At 41.1% G+C, this 22,664-nt stretch carries 15 protein-coding genes; 7 read left to right on the top strand and 8 right to left on the bottom strand.

Features of this window, described 5'->3' with window-relative positions; translation table 11 throughout:
- Positions 1–33: 33 nt before the first annotated feature.
- From SNE25_RS17185 to SNE25_RS17160, 6 genes are all read right to left on the bottom strand, one after another.
- Positions 34–498, bottom strand: a complete 465-nt coding sequence (locus tag SNE25_RS17185) for a RidA family protein (RefSeq protein WP_321560225.1) — start codon at positions 496–498, stop codon at positions 34–36.
- Positions 499–590: 92 nt separating this feature from the next.
- The gene (locus SNE25_RS17180) at positions 591–1,679 is read right to left on the bottom strand and encodes a hypothetical protein (RefSeq protein WP_321560224.1); all 1,089 of its coding nucleotides are present in this window, start codon (positions 1,677–1,679) and stop codon (positions 591–593) included.
- A gap of 108 nt (positions 1,680–1,787) precedes the next feature.
- Positions 1,788–2,603 carry a hypothetical protein gene (locus tag SNE25_RS17175; protein WP_321560223.1) on the bottom strand — a complete coding sequence of 272 codons (816 nt, stop codon included), beginning with the start codon at positions 2,601–2,603 and terminating at the stop codon, positions 1,788–1,790.
- A gap of 23 nt (positions 2,604–2,626) precedes the next feature.
- Entirely contained in the window at positions 2,627–4,183 is a 1,557-nt protein-coding gene (locus SNE25_RS17170) for a phosphatase PAP2 family protein (protein ID WP_321560222.1), read from the bottom strand.
- 28 nt (positions 4,184–4,211) lie between these two features.
- Entirely contained in the window at positions 4,212–5,147 is a 936-nt protein-coding gene (locus SNE25_RS17165) for a hypothetical protein (protein ID WP_321560221.1), read from the bottom strand.
- A gap of 254 nt (positions 5,148–5,401) precedes the next feature.
- Positions 5,402–5,953 carry a hypothetical protein gene (locus SNE25_RS17160; RefSeq protein ID WP_321560220.1) on the bottom strand — a complete coding sequence of 184 codons (552 nt, stop codon included), beginning with the start codon at positions 5,951–5,953 and terminating at the stop codon, positions 5,402–5,404.
- A 149-nt stretch (positions 5,954–6,102) separates the two neighbouring features.
- On the opposite strand from SNE25_RS17160, the gene SNE25_RS17155 reads away from it, so the two are divergent.
- Both SNE25_RS17155 and SNE25_RS17150 read left to right on the top strand, forming a co-directional pair.
- Entirely contained in the window at positions 6,103–6,690 is a 588-nt protein-coding gene (locus SNE25_RS17155; RefSeq protein ID WP_321560219.1) for a TlpA family protein disulfide reductase, read from the top strand.
- A 137-nt stretch (positions 6,691–6,827) separates the two neighbouring features.
- The gene (locus SNE25_RS17150) at positions 6,828–8,378 is read left to right on the top strand and encodes an alpha-N-arabinofuranosidase (protein ID WP_321560218.1); all 1,551 of its coding nucleotides are present in this window, start codon (positions 6,828–6,830) and stop codon (positions 8,376–8,378) included.
- A 63-nt stretch (positions 8,379–8,441) separates the two neighbouring features.
- Here the strand turns inward: SNE25_RS17150 and SNE25_RS17145 are convergent, their stop codons facing one another.
- The gene (locus SNE25_RS17145) at positions 8,442–9,890 is read right to left on the bottom strand and encodes a phytoene desaturase family protein (protein ID WP_321560217.1); all 1,449 of its coding nucleotides are present in this window, start codon (positions 9,888–9,890) and stop codon (positions 8,442–8,444) included.
- 35 nt (positions 9,891–9,925) lie between these two features.
- The gene (locus SNE25_RS17140) at positions 9,926–10,567 is read right to left on the bottom strand and encodes a redoxin domain-containing protein (protein WP_321560216.1); all 642 of its coding nucleotides are present in this window, start codon (positions 10,565–10,567) and stop codon (positions 9,926–9,928) included.
- Positions 10,568–10,991: 424 nt separating this feature from the next.
- Between SNE25_RS17140 and SNE25_RS17135 the strand changes: the two genes are divergently transcribed.
- The 5 genes from SNE25_RS17135 to SNE25_RS17115 all read left to right on the top strand — a co-directional run bounded on the left by SNE25_RS17135 (position 10,992) and on the right by SNE25_RS17115 (position 22,638).
- Complete coding sequence (locus tag SNE25_RS17135; RefSeq protein ID WP_321560215.1) at positions 10,992–12,650, top strand: L,D-transpeptidase family protein; 1,659 nt, start codon at positions 10,992–10,994, stop codon at positions 12,648–12,650.
- Between the two features lie 384 nt (positions 12,651–13,034).
- Positions 13,035–16,232, top strand: coding sequence for a SusC/RagA family TonB-linked outer membrane protein (locus tag SNE25_RS17130; RefSeq protein ID WP_321560214.1), 3,198 nt, complete (start codon positions 13,035–13,037; stop codon positions 16,230–16,232).
- Positions 16,233–16,237: 5 nt separating this feature from the next.
- Positions 16,238–17,827 carry a SusD/RagB family nutrient-binding outer membrane lipoprotein gene (locus SNE25_RS17125; protein WP_321560213.1) on the top strand — a complete coding sequence of 530 codons (1,590 nt, stop codon included), beginning with the start codon at positions 16,238–16,240 and terminating at the stop codon, positions 17,825–17,827.
- A 276-nt stretch (positions 17,828–18,103) separates the two neighbouring features.
- The gene (locus SNE25_RS17120) at positions 18,104–21,301 is read left to right on the top strand and encodes a VCBS repeat-containing protein (RefSeq protein WP_321560212.1); all 3,198 of its coding nucleotides are present in this window, start codon (positions 18,104–18,106) and stop codon (positions 21,299–21,301) included.
- Positions 21,301–22,638 (top strand): vanadium-dependent haloperoxidase, encoded by a 1,338-nt coding sequence (locus tag SNE25_RS17115; protein ID WP_321560211.1) that lies wholly within the window; start codon positions 21,301–21,303, stop codon positions 22,636–22,638. The genes SNE25_RS17120 and SNE25_RS17115 overlap by 1 nt, the downstream gene beginning before the upstream one ends.
- The last annotated feature ends 26 nt before the right edge of the window (positions 22,639–22,664 follow it).

Below are 22,664 nucleotides of genomic sequence, written 5' to 3'. Positions count from 1 at the left end.
CAAAACTCATCACTCAAAACTCCTAAAACTAACTTATTCTAATTCAAACAGAGCTTCTATTTCAACCGGGATATTATCAGGCAATGAGCCCATGCCTACGGCGCTACGTACGCCTATGCCATTTTCTTCGCCCCATATTTTGGCAAAAAGTTCACTGGCACCGTTAATAATGAAGGGATGTTTTTCAAAATCGGGTGTGCAGTTAACCATACCCAGCACTTTGATTACCCTTTTTACCTTATTAAAGCTGCCAATATTTGCTTTAATAGTAGCCAGCATGGTTAAAGCAACCTGACGGGCGGCTAACTTGCCATCTTCCTGACTAACGGTATCGCCAATGCGACCTATAATTAAAGAGGCATCATCCTGCACCGGCCCGTGGCCCGATAAATAAAGGTACTTGCCATCAACTAAACATGGTTTATAAACGCCAAGCGGCTTTGGTGCGGGCGGCAGGTTTAAACCCAGCGCTGCAAAGTTTTCTTCGGGAGTGTTCATACCGGTAAAATTATAAAGATTAACTAACAAATAGCAACAAAAAAAGCCGGGGATCTCACTCCCGGCTTTAAATTAATCAACCATTTGTATTTCTAAAATTTAAAAGAAGCACCAATATTTATAGAGTAATCGGCAAAAGCGGCGTCGCCAATAACATAAGTTCCTGTTTTAATGCTGTTTTCTTTATCAGTTACACTTTGTGTGCGGTTACGTTTCAGGGCAATTGGCACATTGGCAAAAATGTTTACCCTTTTTAAGCTGTAATTCAATGAAGGTTCAGCTGATATAATATATCCCGGGCGACGGAAAGCACTGCTCTTGCCTATAAGGTCATGTACAGGGATACCTTCTATCCTGCCGCCGGCCGATAAGGTAAGCGCGTTGAGTGCACCGCTAAATGTGTAATTCACCCCAATTCGTGCCAGGTACTGATCGGGCACGCTTGATATAGCTTCGTTGGCTAATGCGGCGCTTAATACTTCACGATAAGTGCGGGTACCGTTTGTGTTGCGCGGATTGGCCATGTAATACAAATTGGTATAGCCACTGAAACTGCTGCTGAAGTTTAAAAACCCGTTTGCTTCGGCAATAATACCCAGGCCTCCATCGCCCAATTGTATTGACTGATCAACCGGACGCATTTCTGGAGTTACGTTATAAAACTTCGACATGTAATTGTCGTTACCTGTAGGCAGTTTAACACCCAAACCTACTTGTATATTACCTCTTGTAGCGGTATGGCTGTTAAATAACCACCTGTTGGCAACTATGCGCATATCGCCAATACCGTGCGAATAGGAACTGTGTCTTTCTTTACCTCCATGTTCGTATAAGGACGAACGGGTATTGATAAGGTATGGCACACCAAGTGATACCGACCAGTACTGATTAAAAATTTTGGTTATACCCAAATCAATAGTGCTTTGGTGGTTGATAACTTCGTTGCCAATTACCAGTCGCTGTTTTTGTTCATCAGTGCCTTTAAAATGGCGAAATGATTTGAAATACCGGTACCCTATGGTTAACTGCCAGCCTTTACTGCTGGAATCCTGCATTGGGTGTTCCATGTTACTTAGTGGGCCGTTGCTCTTGATAGCCACGCATCCCTGTGCGTTTACGTTAGTATAAGTGATTAATAAGTAGAAGGTTGTTATGAAAAGAAATTTTATAAAAAGTTTCATTTATTGTTTGGTTTAAATTGTTTTTATGTTGTGTAAATAAGTTTAATAAAGTCAGGCATTTTTCAGCCTGACTTCAACCTGCTCTCATACAGGATTTTTATGTATTAATCAACTAACTCTCAAATTATGTGAATTTCTAAAAGGGAATGTTATAAATCCGGCCGGTGCCTTTTTTACAGCGAGCCACAAAGCAAGCAGCACACCATAGCTGCCACCGCGCTCTATCCATTCAAACATTTCATAGTGCGGATAAAACAGTTCGCTTGTTATTTTCCAGATAGCCAACACGAGTATTAAATTTTTAAACGGGCGTATCAGGATAGAAAAAGCGGCTGCTGTTTCCAGTACTCCCACTATCTGTGCTGTTTTCCCGGGATCATTAAAGCCGAGTGCATGATATTGATTTACAAGCCCGGCCTTTTCAATAAAATTAAGCCATCCATGCCCCAGCAGCAGTAAAAACGCCAGTATCCTTAAAGCCCCAACAGCTGTTTTTAATGTAGCTGCGTTTACAACTACATGGTCATCCATACGTGCAAACCATTGTTTAAGCGGAATTTTAAAACCACCCTGTATCAGTATAAGTACCAATGGGGCGCCAAAATTGCCCGCGCGTTCAATAAACTCTGCGAAAGGTTCGCCGGATAAGGGGCGGAAAGACGCTGTTACCATTCCCCATATGATCAGCCAGCCCGCGATGGCGCGTGTTGGGTAAACAAGTATGGATATGCCCATTAAAATATCAATTGTACCTACAAAAGGCATCAATGTGTAGGCTTCATCGCGACCAATACCCGCCACCGCGAAATAGTTACACCATATTTGTTTGGTGATGATACCAAATGCTCCATGGCCTATAAAGCACATAGCACAGGCAAGTCGCAGGGTGTAATAAATCTTTTGGTCAACAGTCAAACGTAACATCGTATTCTATTTTATTTGTATTCTTATTTATCGGCACCATCTGTTTTGCCCCTTTGTACCGCATATTGGCCAACTTTGCCACCGGTCAGCAAACCAACCTGACAATCGCTGCGATAATGTATCCCCCCATACAACCTTGACATGGAAGCGTCATTTGCTAAATTGGTAAATTTCGGGCCCCTATCTGGTAGCAGATAACTTAGCACCGTTGCAGCAGATCCGCTAAAATTAGAGTGCCCAGATGTATATGCCGGAAAATTTGGCACCCCGGTTAAGGTTTTAATTAACGGATTTGCCTGCGAAGGGCGCTGGTTAAAATAAAAATATTTTGTGTCCCAGCAAACTATCGCTGCGTCCATTTGCGCCATATTTAATAACGCAAAGTTACGGGCCCAGCGCACCTCACTGTATTTTTGTTTTACAAATTCATCGGCGGCAATGGCATTCCAGTGCCCTGTTGGAGTGTAGGTACCGGCACCATCTGCCCAAAATGCCACCTGGTCTTCATGTGCACGTGACCTGTCTTTACTAAATGACAAAACTTCTTCTGTTTCTTTTTTAAACTCAGGCGAGTTGGTAGCATAAGGCGCAGGCGGTCTTATGGCAGCTACTGTAAGCGTATCAAACAAAAAAGGTAGAACCTTTGAAAACAAGGGGAGCATCGGAGGCCTTTTAGGAGTTTCCAGGCTAACCCAGAATTGCTCGCCTTTGGCAGTGGCCATTGTTTCAAAGCTTTTCCATATATCTGGTGAGCCTCCTGCTTTACCGGCGCGGTCATTACGGGCGCGGTTAGCAAATATAACAGCAACCTGTTTGCCTAAAGATTCGCCTGCGTTAAGTTCGGCCCTGGTATTAGCGCCAGCCATAATGCGGTACTGTTTTTCTTCGTCGGCTTTTTGCTGAATATAAGCACCATCTGCCGGGAACAACAGCTTCATTATCTCTACAGCAGCGCCGGCAGCAACAGCATCTTCACTTGGATATGATGGCAGTTCAGATGCCGGAACCAGTGCCTGAACCCCGGAATCGTTTTTATAAGGGGCTGTACGTTTATACAGGTTTTTAAAATGCCAGGCGGCAACCAGCGCGTCATATTGCGCGGCGCTTACATAGGCATAAGCCCGTGCAGCGTAAGGCGGGTTTGAAAACGGAAATTCAGGATAATTAAAGGGATTGGCTGCGTTTGGCGCCGGATAAGTGCCATCCGGGTTTTGGTAAGGAGGCACATTATGTTTAGCAACCAGCGTGCGTAATATTTCGTTCCAGCGTAATACCGCCCCGGCGCTCCAGTATTTTATAATGGCCTTCTGATCGGCAGATAAATTACGCTGTAATCCTTTGATCTCATTGATATCGGCAATATAGGCTGGTGAAGTAACAGCGTCCGGCGCAGCCACGTTGAGAACACTGAAATCTGTAACCAATACCGGTTTCCAGGTATCGGCATTCAGGTCAAGATTGGCCGGCGCCAATGCGGGGTATTGTGATGTACGGTCAACAATATCTTTTTTACATGATGAAGCCAACGTGACAACACCTAAAAAAATTGTTGGAATTATATAAAGTAATGGTTTTTTCATCTCGTTTATCGTTAAATAGTCAACCTGTTTATTTCTCTTTTTTTGTGCTGAAAACATAGTAAACACCACCGTAAAAGTTTCTTGTTTGTCCAACGTTGCGGCCATTTAAAACATAGTTGCCGCCGGCGGTAAATTCCAAACCACTAATTGACTGAAAGCTATATTTTAATATCAGCCCGGCCGCTGTATAATTCATTTTATTACTCGGGAAAGGCATGTCATTTTTCCGGATATCGAAACCGCCAAGTGTTGTAACCTTAGTTAAAACAGCTTCGGCATTGAATTTTAAACTGCGATAGCCCGAGCTTACAAAAAAGTTGGTAACATTTGGCATTTCAACCTCATCAGTATAATGCATTTCGGTAGTGTAGTACGAATTACGATCAATGGTGATATTACTGCGGCGTATATACTGCCCTGCTCCTGCTACAAAAAATCTGCCTGTTTGATAGTTTAGTAACCCACGTAAAGCAACATTTTTACTATGTAACCCTATTGATAGAGGTAAAAAGTCGGCCTGATAATTTGATAAAGGGATTGAGCCGGATAAAATAGCATGTACACTAAATAACCCGGAGCCGATTTCTTCTTTAATAGCCATCCATTTAATAACAGCGCTAAGATCCTGGAAATTTTGCTCACCTCTTAAAGTTCCAGCAGTTGCATGGGTTTTAACATATGGAACCATCAATGTTAAGTTGATACGGTTTGATAACCCATAGGTACCACCAGCACTATAAGTAGTTGTGCTTACGGTACCAAGGTTAGGGTTATCGCGCTTAAAGGTTCCTTCCCAGTAATGGTCCCAACTGCTGTGGGAGTAAATGCCAGCTGCACAAAAATAATTTTTAGGGATCATTAATGCGTCGGCATCCGTTTGCGCATCTGCAAACTGCGAAAATGTGAGGCAACAAGCTATAATTATACAACATCTGTAAATATACAGCAATGAAAATTTCATCATAAATGAATTAGGATATTAGCAAATAAATAATTTAAAAACAGGCTGAAGTGTCATTATTTAAAGCGCTTTTAAGCGAGATTTCAAATAATTAATCAGCAATAAAAAAAGATTGCGGAGGTATAAAATGATAAACTATGATGATTTAACAATTGTGGAGCAACGTCAACAACTATATTAATTTTTATCAAATACACTCGGCAGCCCAATTAAAGGTGCACAAGGCAATTCAACATCATAATTTACAGATTATATAATTAGCAGGTAAAATTAGGCGGCTTGCCCGGAGACTCTATAAACGGAGAATTTAAATGGTAGCTTATAGGGTATACTTTGGCTTTTAAAATAGTAGAAAAAGCTAAAAATTGGTAATGCATGGTTTGGAAATTATACTCACCAACAAAATTCACTTTTTTCTGCGGTGCTTCGTGCCCCTTTTTGTCCAGGGGAACATCGCTAAACTCTTTGGCAATAATTAAATTGGCCGAAACTAAACGGGTTTTAACGCTATTGGCAATACAAATGAACGACATTGTATCCCGCGTAACCTTATATCTTAAATAGTTATAATAAACTCCCTTTAACTGCAATTGGCCGTGATCAACCACATAATCGTTCCAGTCGTGAATGCCTGGCAGGCTCACCGGAATTTTTATTTCAACAAGCTTTGTGGCATCAACCTTATTTTCGTAGATCTGTTTTACGATCTGCACTTCTGACCGGTGAATTAAATACTTAAATACCAAATTGTAGCCGCCCAGGTTGAACAGGTGTACATTTAATAATAGTATAGCGATAAGCTTTTTCACCAAAAGAATAATTGACAGGGTATAATTTTATCGTAAATATATTGATACAATTGATGAAAACAAATAAAAAAATGCGAAATAACTAATTTGCATAATTTTATAACGGTTTGCAATGTGAAACCTCCCTACTGATTTGATATTTTATAATAATGAAAAGGAAAATAACCGCCGGTAATATATTATATACGTTAATGATGGTTATTATTTTAATCATGCTGATTAACCCCGCGGCGAAAAGCTCCCTGATCAGAGCCCTTATGAATATCGGTTTCTTTCGGCCCGATATCCCTGTTCCTGCTTCAAAAAAGCCTATTGCCGACCCGTTTAATATCAGTTTTAAAGACACACACGGTAAAATGGTTAATACGACAGATCTTAAGGGCAAGGTGATATTTGTTAACTTTTGGGCTACCTGGTGCCCGCCCTGCATTGCCGAAATGCCATCTATCAATAAATTGTACGCACAGTTTAAAAACAACCCTAATGTGGTTTTTATGATTGTTGACGTTGATAATGATTATAGCAAGGCCAATGGCTTTATGCAAAAACACAATTACAATTTACCCATGTACACCCTGGCAAGTGATGTGCCCGGAAATATAATGGACGGCACCATACCAACCACATTGGTATTTGATAATGCCGGCAGATTGGTATACCAGTATACCGGCGCTGCCGATTATAATAACAGCAACTTTACAGCATATTTAAACATGTTAATTAAGAAACCTCATTAATACAGATTAATTAATTGTATAATACACACAAAATAAAAACTGATAATTAAGCCAAATTTTCAAAAAAAATATTTGTTGTTTATACACTTATTAAATTTTTTGCTTTTATTTACAAAACCAAATCAGAAATTAAATCAATGAAGAAGAAAACACTCACCTGCCTGGGGGCGTTGGCGCTGTGCGTTATCACAATGCGGGGCTTTGGCCAAACAGGTACGCTAAACATCAGCGGAGATTCAAAAACAACTATTAGCAAACACATTTACGGGCAATTTGCAGAACACCTGGGCCACGGCATTTATGGCGGCTTTTGGGTTGACAAGAGCCTGCCAGTGAAAAAACAAGACCGCATCAGGCTTGATGTGGTTGAGGCTTTGAAGAAAATAAAGATCCCTAACCTGCGCTGGCCAGGCGGATGCTTTGCCGATGAATACCATTGGCGAGATGGCATTGGACCTGCCGCGCAACGCCCACGTATGGTTAATACTAACTGGGGTGGTGTAACTGAAGATAACAGCTTTGGAACGCACGAATTTCTGGAACTTTGCAGTTTATTAAAATGTGAGCCTTACGTAGCCGGCAATGTAGGCAGCGGCACTGTTGACGAAATGTCGAAATGGATTGAATACCTGAACTCGAACAGTACCAGCACCGTTGTAAAAGAGAGAGTAAAAAATGGGCACCCGGAACCATATAAAGTTTCGTTTTGGGGAGTAGGAAATGAAAGCTGGGGCTGCGGTGGTAACATGACGCCTCAATTCTATGCAGATCAGTTTAAACGCTATGCCTCATTCGCTAAAGATTATCCTGGGGCTAAGCTTAAAAAGATAGCCAGCGGCCCCAATGCTGATGATTATAACTGGACCGAGGTTTGCATGAAAAACATTCCGGCACACATGATGTATGGCCTGTCGCTGCATTATTATACCATACCTACCGGGAGTTGGGGCAAAAAAGGCTCGGCAACCGCATTTACAGAAGGCGAATATTTTAACACTATGGTTAACTGCCTTAAAATGGAAGAGCTGGTTACCAAACATTCGGCCATTATGGATAAGTATGATCCGGAAAAACACGTTGCGCTTGTGGTTGATGAGTGGGGCGTGTGGACTGATCCGGAACCAGGCACCAATCCCGGTTTTTTATATCAGCAAAACAGTCTTCGCGATGCGCTGATTGCTGCAACAACACTCAACATATTTAATAACCACAGCGACAGGGTTAAAATGGCAGCGCTGGCACAAACCATTAACGTGCTGCAGTCGCTTATTTTAACAGATAAAGAAAAAATGGTACTTACCCCTACTTACTACATATTTGATATGTACAAAGTGCACCAGGATGCTAAATACCTGCCAATAAAATTAGATGCCCCGGATTACGAGGTTGATGGAAAAAAGATCCCAGCGGTAAATGCTTCTGCCTCGCAGGATGCTGCCGGAAAAGTACACATCTCATTGGTTAATCTTGACATTCATAAGCCAATTACCATCACTACTGGTTTTAGCGATATTAAATGGACTAATGTAAGTGGCCAGATACTTACTTCTGCCAACGTTACCAATATCAATACGTTTCAGGATCCTGACAAAATACATCTGAGTAATTTTACGGGAGCTAAAAAGGATGGTGACAAACTGGTAGTAACACTTCCTGCCAAATCGGTTGTAACACTTGAATTGAATTAAGCCGTTCTGGTAAAGACTTACGAAGTTTTAAAAACTTCGTAAGTCTAAATTTGCAAGTCTAAATTACAATGAATTTACTTTGATGTTGAAGATATCGCTTAAAGCTTTTTTGGCCGCATGATAACCGCACATGCCATGCACCCCGCCTCCTGGCGGCGTTGACGAAGAACAGATGTAAAGCCCTTTAGCGGATGTTTTATAAGGCGACCAGCGCAATACCGGGCGAGTGAATAACTGGCCTATATCAATAACCCCACCATTAATATCGCCCCCAATATAGTTAGGATTGTACTCTTCAAACTGGGCGGTATTAAAAGTATGCCTTGCCAGTATAGTATCCTTAAAACCCGGCGCAAACCGTTCAACCTGCCGCTCAATAATGCCGGTCATATCCCTTTCGGAGCCATTGGGTACATGACAATACGCCCATCCCGTATGCTTGCCTTCCGGCGCCCGCGACGGATCGAGCAGGCTTTGCTGCGCCAGTAGTACATAAGGTTTTTCGGAATGTTTTCCGTGCCATATCTGCTGTTCGCCGTAAGCTATTTCTTCAAGAGTATTGCCAAGATGTACGGTTCCGGCTTGCCTGGCGCTTTCCGCCTTAAAAGGTATCGGAGCATCTAAAGCCCAGTCAACCTTAAACACCCCCATGCCATAGCGGTAGCGTTCCAATTGCCATTTATATACAGAGGAAAATTTATGTCCTGCTATTTTTAGCAGTTGCTTCGGGGTAACATCAAATAACACTGTATGTGCAGATGGCAGCTGATTTAACGACTCTACATAATAATCAGTTACAATCTTGCCCCCAATAGAGGTAAAATAAGAAGCCAATGCCGTCCCAATTTGCATCGACCCACCCTTTGGAACAGGCCATCCCTTTAAATGCCCCTGCGACATCAATACCAGCGCGATAGCCGATGTTGCTATATTGCTTAATGGCTGTATTGCGTGTGCCGCCATACCCGCCAACAGTCCTTTTGCCGCCTGGGTTCTAAATCGTTTACTAAGAAAGGTGGCCGGCGTAAGCGCATCAAGCCCAAACCGGGCCATGGCTAAAGGGTGCTTTGGAAAATGCAGTGGGGCTAAAATATCCGGCGCCATCTGCGGCCAATTTTTAACAACCGGTCCCAACAACTTCAGATATGCCTTTTCATCGGCACCAAGTAACCGCGCTGTTTCGACAACCGATTTTGTAAGAATAGCAGCCGTACCATCATCAAACGGGTGGGCGGCTGCTATTTCGGGGTATAAATATTCGAGCCCGTGCTGTGCAAGGGGCAAGGTTTCAAAAAATGGTGAAGCTGCTGCCAACGGATGTACAGCTGAACACACATCATGCAGATAACCGGGTAGGGTAAGTTCGGCGCTGCGCATCCCCCCGCCTACCAGGCTCTTGCCTTCCAGCAACAATACCGACAAGCCGTTTTGTTGCATTAAGATTGCCGCGGCCAGGCCATTTGGTCCGGAGCCAACTACTATTGCGTCATAATCCCGCTTTTCGAGCTTCATTTAGTTGCAGATATTAAAGCCCTAAATTAAGGTGATTATGCCGACTTTTTAGTACCACCAATCAAGGCCGCCTCATAAACTGATGAAATAATGTCGTCGGTAGTAAAATTGCCTAAAAGGTCCCAGTCGATGTGACTGTAGACAATCTGCTTTGACGGATTGATAATATAAGTAGCTAAAAGTGGCACATTCACATCAATACCCGAAAACCTGTTCCAAACCGGATCATTTTCTGAGTATATCCTGAGTGTGCGTGCTATTTCCTTATCTTCATCATGGTAAAAATTCAGGGTCAAACTGTTTTCCCAGGCTCTTGTTTCCAGCTCATCAGTACGTTCATCGGTAATAATAAGCAGGTTTCCACCACTGGCTTTTATTTCATTGTGGATATTGTTAAGCTGTTTTAATAACTCAAAGCCTTGCTCACGCCAATGATGCGAATAAAAGGCGATAACCAATGGTTTATTTAACAAATGCCTTAAAGTAATGGGGCCATGCGTTTCGGCACCATTAAAAAATTGTTGCCAGCGGCTGTAGTTATTATATAATTTAAGTTCGGGGATGTAATTACCAGGTTTAACCGGTTTTAAAGGCTGATATGCTTTAAACGGCAGGTCGGTTTCAGCAACAATTTCTGACAGATCAAAAAACGGATATTTATTATTTGCGATTAACATGTTTTACAGAATGAAAAATTTAGTGGAATAATGATTTTATTGACTCGGTGATTTGCTATCAGTTGCAACAACGGCATAGTCCATAAATTACATGATAATGAGGCATCAGCCTACCAGCTGTTGATATATTTGATTGATTGATCAAAGAAATGCCCATAAAAAATATTGAATAAAGAGGTCAGTAAAATTTGAAAATGCACAAGGATTTGTTGATTAAATAACTCAACAACAGCAACACATGACCATCATCTTTTTATCATTGGCATGATTTAAAAGAATGAGATTGTTAGCGTAAAAATTGCTTCCTGACATAGTTTGAATGTTATAAAAATCAAATATACTATAAAGTCTATATATTTAGTATATATTTTATAAAATATTTTTTATTTTTTTGTTTCTTATCTTTCCCACAAAAAAACACAACATGTTAAACGGGCTAAACAAACAATATGCATTATTACTAATTGTATGTATTTTAACGCTATTTAGCTGTAAGCAAGAGAAGAAATATAACCAGCTATCAAAAGCCGATTCTGTAAAAAAGAAAATAACTAAAGAGTGGAGTAAAACCATTCCAGGTAACTTCAGCGACCAAACAAAGGCTGTTTTCGACAGTTCGCAGATTGCTGCTTTCCTGAAAAAATATCCTGCATTTAATGCCTACGCTAATGACATTAACCTATTTTACAGCAAGCGTAAATTCGCGTACGCCTGGTATGCTAATAACGTGTTGATTGAACAGGCCGGTAACCTTTCAGACAGGCTGACAAACCTTCAAAACGAAGGGATATATAAGGCTATCCCCTATCCCAAAACGTTAGATTCACTCATCTTTGACGCTCACCCTAAAACAACACAAGCTAAAACCAATATTACCACTGAGCTAATGCTTACAGCTCAATATTTTGTTTTCTCGAAATTTGCTTTTCAGGGCATGAGTGATTCTGTTACACGTGCAGTAAACTGGTACCTGCCCCGCAAAAAGGTATCATACAATGATTATCTGGACAGCTTGTTAAAGAAACCAGCGAAACCAGATGGCACCCTTTCTGAACCGGTTTACAGACAATATGATCTGCTAAAAAGATTTCTGGCCAGATATCGTCAACTTGATGCCACAGAAAAATGGGTACCCATTATTACCGATAAAAAATTAAAACCCGGTGATTCATCAGTGGTAATATCATTAATAAAAAAACGCCTTTATAAACTGGATGATTTTAAAGGCGATACTTTGAACAATGTTTACGATAATGAATTGAAAGAGGCGTTTAAGCAGTTTCAGCTCAGGCATGGCCTAACTGCCGATGGGGTTGCTGGCCCGGGTACTATTGCCGAATTAAACGTATCATTAAAAGCTCGTATACAACAGATAATAGTGAACATGGAACGGTGCAGATGGCTACCGGTAAGTCTTAACACCGATTATCTTGCGGTTAACATTCCTGAGTTTAAACTACATGTTTATCATGCCGATAGCTTATTATGGAGCTGCAATGTGGTGGTTGGCCAAAAGGTGCATCAAACTGTTATTTTTTATGGCCTAATGCAATACGTTGTTTTCAGCCCATACTGGAACTTACCCGAAAGCATTATCCGTAATGAGGTATTACCGGAAATAAAACGCAACCCCAATTATATTAGTCGACATAATATGATCATTACGGGCAAACTAAATGGCCTGCCGGTGATTAAGCAGAAACCCGGTCCTGCAAATTCTTTAGGGCTGGTTAAATTCCTGTTTCCGAATAGTTATAGCATTTATTTACATGATACGCCTTCAAAATCATTATTCGGCGAATCGTCACGGGCATTTAGTCACGGCTGTATCCGTGTTGGCGAACCCGCCAAACTCGCATCGTTTTTGCTTAAATACGATACCACCTGGACTACTGCCCGTATCAGCAAGGCCATGCACCTTGGCAAAGAACAACAAATTACCCTCAAACAAAAAACTCCCGTTTTTATAGCTTATTTCACGGCATTTACCGACAGGGCCAATAAACTTAACTTCCGCAAAGATATTTATAACCGGGATAGGCAGCTTGCTTCCATGATCCTGTCAGGACGGGGAAGTTATTAAAAGACCATGCATTATTGGATACAATAATATCTACTAAAATTATAGATATTAATAACTGTCAAACACACAAAAAACAGTTGATAATATGGGCAAAATAAAATATTAAAATATTTTTCATGGGTTTGTAGGCAATAGTTAAAATTTAATTGTCCTTGCTTTAAGTTACCCCGCTTATAGTTACTATAATGCGTTAATTTAACACAATGACTTTAATTAAACTAAACTCCGAAAAACCCAGGCCTATGTAAAAAAACACTTACTTACTCTCACTAAGGCACAGTCTCCGGGCGGCGATTGTAGTCCTTCCCGATGATTTTTGAATGTTTATAAATACAGGTACTGGTAACAGCACCATGTTATTAACCCCTTTAAATTCAGTAAAATATGAAATTTTTTAAACACCCAATGGGTGTACACAGGCCATGGATAGCAAAATCTTTGCCTCTGTGTAAATTAGCCCTTGCAGGTTTAGTTCTCATAAATACGCAGGCAATAGCCGCTACGGCCCCTAAATTAGCAAACAATTTAAACTTTAATACCAAAACCAGCATTGCAAAAGTTACCGGTAAGGTAGTTGATGAAAAAGGCGAACCGCTAATTGGCGTAAGCGTTAGGATAAAAGGTACCACTACAGGCACACAAACTGATACCCGGGGTAATTTCACCGTAGATGCAACTCCGCAAACAGTATTGATTGTAAGTTATATTGGCTTTACTACCCAGGAAATAACTGTAGGTACAAGAACTTCATTAACTATTACTTTAGTGGCTAATACCAGCCTGAACGAAGTTGTGGTTACAGCATTAGGTATTAAAAAGGAATCGAAAAAGGTTGGTTACGCTTTAACAACGGTTAAAGGCGATCTACTTGATAAAGCAAAAGAATCAAACGTTGCCTATTCATTAACCGGTCGTGTGGCTGGTTTAAGTATTAGTGGAACCAATGGTGGGGCGGGTTCATCTGCACGTATATTGTTACGTGGTGTAACCAGTACCAGTACTACCCAGGGGCCATTATTCGTAATCAACGGAGTGCCAATGGATAACACCCAAAGGGGCCAATCAGGCGAATGGGGCGGTGCAGACTTTGGTGATGGTATTGCCAACATCAACCCGGATGATATCGAGACCATGACCGTATTAAAAGGACAATCAGCGTCAGCACTTTATGGTACACGTGCTACAGGAGGTGTTATTTTGATCACTACCAAATCGGGTAAGAAAAACTCAGGCTTTGGTGTTGAGTACAATAGTAATTACCAGATGGATAAAATTTATGACAATACTGATTTCCAAACCCAATACGGGCAAGGCGAATTTGGTGTTAAACCAGCCAACCTTGCCGCAGCGCTGAGCACAGGTAGCCTGGCATGGGGACCAAAACTTGATGGTTCATCGGTAATTCAGGTTGATGGTAAAAACCATCCATATTCAAAAACCAGCGATGATTATACCAAATTTTACAAAACAGGTAACACCTTTACCAATACAGTAGCCTTAACCGGCGGCAATGAAACCGGCGCTTTCCGCTTGTCATTATCAGATATGAATAATCACGCCATTACACCAAACAGCGGGCTGAACAGGAAAACCTTTAACTTTAACGGTTCGCAAACCGTAATGAAAAACCTGGACATAAACCTGGTTGCCAATTACATATTGGATAATGAAAAAAATCGTTCAGGATTAAGTGACGGACCGGGTAACCCTAACAACGTACAATATCTGGCACCAAACCAGGCACAAAGCACTTTAGCGCCGGGGACAAAAGCCGATGGGTCTGAGCAATCGTTTACAAATGATATATATGTCACCAATCCTTATTTTGCAGCTTATAATTTTGTAACCAACTCAAACCGCGAGCGCTTAATATCATCTATATCGGCCAGATATAGCGTAACACCATGGGCATACGTGCAAGGCCGCATTGGTTATGACAACATTCATGACAAGCGTTTTACCGTAGAGCCAACCGGAACAGCATATGTAAGTGGTAGTAGTGGTAACTTAAAAACACGACAAACACAAACAACCGAATTTAATGCCGACGTATTATTAGGCGCCAAGCACGATCTGATCAAAGATTTCCTTAACCTCGATATGTCTGTAGGTGGCAATATTCGCAAAAGCAATTATGACGGTATTTATATCAACGCCAACAATCTTATCCTTCCTTACTTTTACGACCTTTCAAACGGCGCACAAAGGCTTAGCGGAAATATTGGATCTGATTCTGGCACATTAGATGATGATGTTAAAAAACAACAGGTTAACTCAGCCTATTACACTGCTGATTTCGCTATAAAAAACTTTTTGATTTTAAGCACATCTGGACGCTATGATTATTATAGCAGTATATCAAAAGCATTAGGCCCCGGACTTTTCACCCCTTCTGTTTCTGCAAGTTTTATATTTTCTGATCTTACTCATATCAATGGTCTTGATTTTGGAAAACTCCGCGCTTCATACGCAAAAACAAGTAATCCTGCTGTTCCATTTACTAACCAGGTTTACTACAGCGTAGCCAATTCAATTAATGGTGTCCCTGCGGCTACTTTTTCTTCTCAGTTACCAAACGTTAACCTAAAACCGTTTACTTTAACCGAGTTTGAAATTGGTACTGAACTAAAGTTTTTCAACGACCGTTTAGGATTGGATGTTGCTTATTTTAACAGAAAAACTAAAAATGAGATAGTTAGCGGCACCCTTGATTGGTCGGCCGGATATACAAACTATTATATTCCTTCAGCATCTGTCGGTAATAAAGGTATAGAAGTTGAGATACATGGCACACCGGTAAGAACCAGCGCGTTTACCTGGTCACCGTCTTTTAACTTTACCTATATTAAAAACAAGGTATTGGAAACCGATCTTGCAGGTGCAAATTTAGGCTTAGGTACCTATCGTCCGTTAAATGCAACCACTGCTTTTGTTAAAGACCTGCCTGGTCCGCAAATTATGGCTAACGATTATAAACGTGATGGCAGTGGCAATATTATATTTGATGCAACAGGTAATGCCGAAACCACCGCACGTATACCTATGGGAAGCGTAGTGCCTAAATTTTACGGTGGTTTTAATAACGATTTTACTTATAAAAACTTTAACCTGGGTTTCCTGGTTGATTATCGTTTCGGCAACAAGGTATTATCGGCAACCAATTATTACAGCATTTTCCGCGGTTTAAATAAAATGACCCTTGAGGGCCGTGAAACCGGTGTAGTTGGTGTTGGTGTTACTGAAAGCGGCGCAAAAAATGCCGTTAATGTGCCGGCCGAAACATATTATCAAACTTTGGCGCGCAATGTTTCTGCCTTAAATGTTTTAGATGGTAGCTTTATTAAACTGCGTCAGGTTGCATTTGGTTACAGTATCCCTAAAAATATTTTGGGTAACAGTCCATTCAATTCTATCACAGTTTCATTGGTAGGTAGAAACCTTTGGACAATCATGAAGCATACAGACAATATTGACCCTGAATCAAATTTTGCCCCAGGCATCAATTATGCGGGTATCGAAGGTACAAGCGTACCTCCTGTCAGGACATATGGGTTAAATGTTAACTTTAAATTTAAAAAATAACGGAAATGAAAAAACAACTGATATATAGTTGCCTGCTTATAGGTGCCACCTTTATAGCGGGTTGTACTAAAAATTTCGACCAGATAAATACGGATCCTACTAAAGTTGCCCCAACTTTAATTACTGCACCATTTTTGATGTCTCAGGCCCAAATTAAATTTTCAAATTCGGGGTATGATCAATTGCTTTTTCAAAGTATGTGGTCGCAGTCATTAGCTTCCACTTATGATTACTACGGCAACGGCGATAAGTATATCTATGCTGGCAGCGGACGCGATTATTTTTCAAGAACATGGAACACCAGCTATGGCTCATCTACATTAATTGATGAGATGAAGAATGTTATTAAAGGCAATGCAGCTTTTAGTAACCTTGATAATTGCGGCACTATTTTGAGGATGATGATATTGCAGCGCATTACTGATGCATATGGCGATATACCTTTTTCACAGGAAGGGCAAGCAAAAGAAGGGGTAGTTACACCTGTTTTTGATACCCAGCAAAGTATCTACACTTCTATGCTTAGCCAGTTGGAAGCAGCAACCGCTGCTTTGGACGTATCGAAAGCCGGACCCTCTTCTGATCTTTTTTATTCTGGAGATGTTTCCAAATGGAAGAAATTAGGTTATTCGCTGATGCTTAGAGCTGCCATGCGTTTAACTAAAGTTGACCCCGCTACTGCGCAGAAATATGCAGAAAAGGCATATGCTGGCGGAGCTATGGCCTCTATAGAGGACAATGCAAAAGTAAAAGCTGACAATACAAACGGGAATGGTAACAGTGACGCTGCTGCATTATTAGTGACTGATGATTTCAGGGAAGTAAGATGGTCAAAAACTTTGATAGATTATATGAAGTTAACAGCCGACCCTCGCATTAGTGCTATTGCTGAAATTTCAACCGGTACCGGAAAAAAGGCTAACGAAACCCAGGTAGTTGGTGTTAATACAGCAAGCCTGCAAGTAGGTATGCCAAATGGTTATGACCTTAAAGGTGGTGCTACTGACATCGCAAATGCCCCTGGTTATCCGGGCACAAGCCCTGCTAATCCAGCTGTTACAGGCGATGCAGCTGCTCCGGTTGGTAAATACTCCCGTCCTCAGTTTGCAGTTTATGATGATCGTAACCGTTATAACTTCCTGATGACTTACGGAGAAAGCGAGCTTTTATTTGCTGAAGCGGCCTCAAGAGGCTGGAGTACTGGTTCCGCAGCAACACATTATGCGAACGCACTTACAGCTGATTTACAAACGCTGGCTCAGTTTGGTACAACATCTGTAGCTCCGGCAAGCATAGCTACTTATGTTGCTGCTCACCCTTTGGTAGCTGGTACAGCTTTACAACAGATTAATATGGAATATTTTGTTCATACCTCAGCAACATTTAATTTCAATGAAACCTGGGCTAATTGGAGAAGGTCGGGTTACCCGGTTTTAACCAAAGTAAACTATCCAAATCAATTTGCCACAACTATTCCAAGAAGGATTCCTTATCCGCTTGGATTACCATCAACAAACGCTGCAAATTATGCGGCCGCTGTTGCCAGACTTTCGGGTGGAGATACCTTCATCGCCAAAGTATGGTGGGATAAATAATACCCCTATTTATATAATTCAATCTAAAAACAAGGCTATGGGTTCATAGTCTTGTTTTTTAATTTTCATGCCAAAAAAAGAGTCTTGATAGTAATAGTAATTGCTAATCAAATACTTAATTTTATACATACCGTATATAAATAAATCCACAAATTAATGTGTTGTCCACTCCCATTTAACATCTTTTTAAAAAAGGTTTTTACTAATAAATGGAGCATTATACTCTTTTTATGTTGTTACTGTCAGGCAGCTAAGGCCCAGCAGCCCCTTTTCAAATTGTTAACTCCTGTAGAAACCAGCATCACTTTTCGTAATGACCTGGTAGAGAACGAAGGGTTAAACGTACTGTCGTATGAGTATCTATACAATGGTGGCGGTGTTGCGGTTGGCGATATTAATAATGATGGTTTAGAAGACTTGTTTTTCACCAGTAATCTGGGCCCAAACAAGCTTTACCTTAACCTGGGTAATATGAAGTTTAAAGATATTACCAAAGATGCAGGCACAGGGCTGGCGGGCAGACCCGGCGACTGGAAAACCGGTGTTACCATGGCCGATGTAAATGGCGATGGCTTACCGGATATTTATGTTTGCTACTCGGGTTTGGGTGACAACAGCAAGCGCCGTAACCAATTATTCATTAACAAAGGCAATAACAAATTTACCGAACAGGCCCATGAATATGGCTTGGATGATGCTGGTTATAGCACCCAGGCGGTTTTTTTTGATTACAACAATGACGGTAAACTCGACATGTTTTTGCTTAACCACAACGTTAAAAAAATAAGTAACCTGGAATTTGCCCAAAACAAAAAAGAAACCGATGAACTGGCGAGTAACAAGCTCTTTGAAAATCAGGGAGGGCATTTTGTTGACGTTTCTAAAAAGGCAGGCATTATTCAAAACCCGCTAACTTTTGGGCTCGGTGTGGCCATTGCTGATATTAATAAAGATGGCCTGCAGGATATTTATGTAACTAATGATTATAACGAACCCGATTATTTATACATCAATAATGGGAATGGAACTTTTACTGATAAGAGCAAGCAGAGTCTCAGACACCTTTCTCAATTTTCGATGGGAGTAGATATTGCCGATATGAATAATGACGGCTTTTCTGATATCCTCACCCTGGATATGCTGCCGCCTGATAACCGCAGGCAAAAACTTTTACAGTTACAGGAAAACTACGAGTCATTTGAATTAATGCTGCAGCAAGACTTGTACAAACAATACATGCGTAACATGCTGCAGTTAAATAATGGTGACGGAACTTTTAGTGAAATTGGCCAGCTGGCGGGTATTTCCAACACCGACTGGAGCTGGTGCCCCCTCATGGCCGATTTTGACAACGACGGTTATAAAGACATTTTTATATCCAATGGCTATTTCAGGGATTATACCAACAAGGATTTTTTACGCTATTGGGGCGATTATAAGCTTAAAAAGGCAATGGACAGGGAACCTTACCTATTAATGGATTTGGTAAAGGCTATGCCATCAACCACTTTGTCAAACTATATATTCCAAAACAACCATGACCTTACCTTCACCGAAAAAAAACAGGATTGGGGAATAACAAAAGCCGGCATATCAAGCGGGGCTGTTTACGCAGATATGGATAACGACGGCGACCTGGACCTGGTTACCAATAATATTAACAGCGAAGCATCCATTTATCAGAACACGACTATGGAAACCGCTAAAAAGAACTACATAGCTATTAATTTAAAGCAACCCGGCGCCAATGTAAATGCTATAGGCTCCAAGGTTTATGTATATAACGATAAAAAAGTACAATATCAGGAGGTTAACCCTAACCGGGGTTATCTTTCTTGTGTATCAACGGTTTTAAACTTTGGCCTGGGCAACCAAAACAAGGTCGATTCCATCCGCATTATATGGCCCGATCAATCTACGCAGTTACTTACTGGCGTTAAAATAAACCAGCGGCTTAATATTACTTATAAAAGTGGTTTAACCGCATATAAATCTGCAGGTAAAGGCATTGCGAAGCCTGTTTTTAGTCTTGCCAAACCCATAATTGATTATAAACATACCGAGACTACCATAAATGATTTTAAACGCCAGTTGCTGATGCTTTTCATGAGCTCAAAAACGGGTCCTGTAATAGCCAAAGGCGATGTCAATAAAGATGGGTTAGAAGACCTCTTTATTGGGGGCGATCAGACGACACCGGGTAAACTATACATTCAAAAAGCAGGCGGAACTTTTACCGTAACCGAAATATCCGACCTCAATCACGAAAATACTTCGGCCGCGGTTTTTTTTGACGCGAATGGAGATGGCTTCCAGGACCTTTATGTGGCCAAAGGCGGCTACTCTTTATTAGAACCCGGCAGCTCAGACTTGCAGGATAAACTGTATTTTAACGATGGCAAAGGTAATTTTACCCTGTCCACTACTTCACTGCCGGTACTTAATACTGATAGCAAATCATGCGTTCGTCCGTGTGATTATAATAAGGATGGCAAAATTGACCTGTTTGTAGGTTCGAATGTTATACCGGGCCAGTATCCGGTAACACCCAAAAGCTACCTGCTTACTAACGCCGGCGACGGGCGTTTTACCATAACCGACGCACCATTTTCTGCCTGTGGCATGGTAAAGGATGCGCAATGGGCCGATTTAAATGGCGACGGTCGCAAAGACCTGATTATTTGCGGCGAATTTATGCCTATTATGGTTTATACCAATACCGCTAATGGTTTTATTGACGAAACTGTTAAATACTTTGAACACCAGGAAAGCGGTTTCTGGAACAGCTTGACCATTACCGACGTTGACGGGGATGGAAAACCGGATATAATAGCCGGCAACCTGGGTACCAACACCCAGATACATGTAACAGCCGCCGAACCCGCCGAAATGTATTACGCTGATTTTGATAGCAATGGCTCTATCGACCCCTTCTTTAATTTCTATATACAGGGTGTTAGCTACCCATTTGTTAGCCGTGATGAATTAAATGAGCAGATTTACCCAATGCGTAAAAAATTCAATTCGTACAAAGCATATTGCGATGCCACTATGAAGGACATTTTTAGTCCTGATGATTTGGCCAAAGCCACCAAACTAAGCGCTAATAATGTGCAAACCAGTTGCTTTTTAAATAGGAACGGTAAATTTGTAAAAACACCGTTACCACAGGAAGCACAATTCTCTATAGTATCGCAAATAATAACAGCCGATTTTAATCATGATGGCAAAACCGACTTACTCTTATTGGGGAACCACGCTGATAACCGCTTGAAATTAGGCAGTTTTGACGCCAACTACGGGTGCTTGCTAACCGGCGACGGCAAGGGTAATTTTAAATATGAAACCCAGGTAGTATCGGGGCTTTCTGTTACCGGCGATGTCAAATCGGCTACAGAGTTAAAAATTAATGGTAACAGGTACCTGCTGATTGGGGTATCGGATCAGGCTTTACAATTTTATAAAGAGAACTAATGATAAAAAACATACTCTTTTTTTTATTGATACTATGTAGTACAGGCGGCTATGCTCAAAAAACCAAAAAGCCCTTGCCTGACTATTTACAACTCGACAAGGCTATCAATGCTATATCCGTAGTAATGATACATGACGTGGTAAACCCACCCGCTGCCGCCCGTTATTACAACTACGTTATGCTGGGGGCCTATAACCTTACGGCTTTAAATAATAAAGATATTATTCCGCTGGCCGATTTTGTTAAAAGTTATAAAGAAGACAATCAAATCAGCATCGAAAAAGGAAAATACAATTACCAGATTGCTGCTATTTATTGCATGCTGGAAACCGGCAAACAAATGCTGCCATCGGGTTTTATGCTACAGCCTGACCAGGACAAATACATTGCCCTGTTAAAAGCAAATAAAATTGACGACGAAATTATTAAACAATCAATCGCCGCGGCAACCGAAATGACCGCTAAGGTGATTAAATATTCAAAAGGCGATAACTACAACAGGTTAAGCGGCAAATTGCGATATACACCTTTAAAAGGTGGCAAAAACTGGTATCCAACCCCTCCTACTTATATGGAAGCTGTTGAGCCCAACTGGAAAACCATCAGGCCTATGCTTATAGATTCGTCTAACGAATTTGTACCGGTGAGGCCTGCACCATTCAGTACAGATACTGCCAGTGAGTTTTATAAGCAAGCTTACGAGGTTTATACGGTTTCTAAAAATCCGCCCATGGAACAAGTTACTATAGCCAACTTTTGGGATTGTAACCCTTTCGCGGTAACTACATCAGGTCATATGATGATCGGTTTTAAAAAAATAAGTCCGGGCGGGCACTGGATGAACATTGCGGGCATTGTTTCAAAAAAAGCAGGTTTGAGCTTTGACAAATCCGTTACCGTACTAACCATTGAAGCCATAACCCTCATGGATGCTTTTATAAGCTGCTGGGACGAAAAATATCGCAGCAATGGTATACGACCCGAAACATACATCAATAAATACATTGATATTACCTGGGTACCCTATTTGCAAACACCGCCGTTCCCTGAGTATCCCAGCGGCCATGCGGTATTATCCAATGCTTCGGCAGGAGTTTTAACTTACCTGTTAGGTGATAATTTTGCTTATACCGATGATTCAGAGATTCCGTATGGTGTAGGCCCACGAAACTTTAAATCATTCATCGAAGCAGCCGAAGAGGCATCTATATCCAGGTTTTATGGCGGTATTCATTTTAAAGACGCTATAGTTTTTGGTAATAAACAAGGCCGATTGGTAGCAGATAAGGTTATTGAAAAAATCAAGGCGGCAAAAATAACCCGGCAAAATAAATAGTCTAAATAATCAGGATAAACAATCAG

This window comes from Mucilaginibacter sabulilitoris (genome assembly GCF_034262375.1).
GTDB classification, from domain to species: domain Bacteria; phylum Bacteroidota; class Bacteroidia; order Sphingobacteriales; family Sphingobacteriaceae; genus Mucilaginibacter; species Mucilaginibacter sabulilitoris.
Note: the sequence above shows the minus strand (reverse complement) of the source record. Positions and strands in the feature narration are given on the sequence as shown.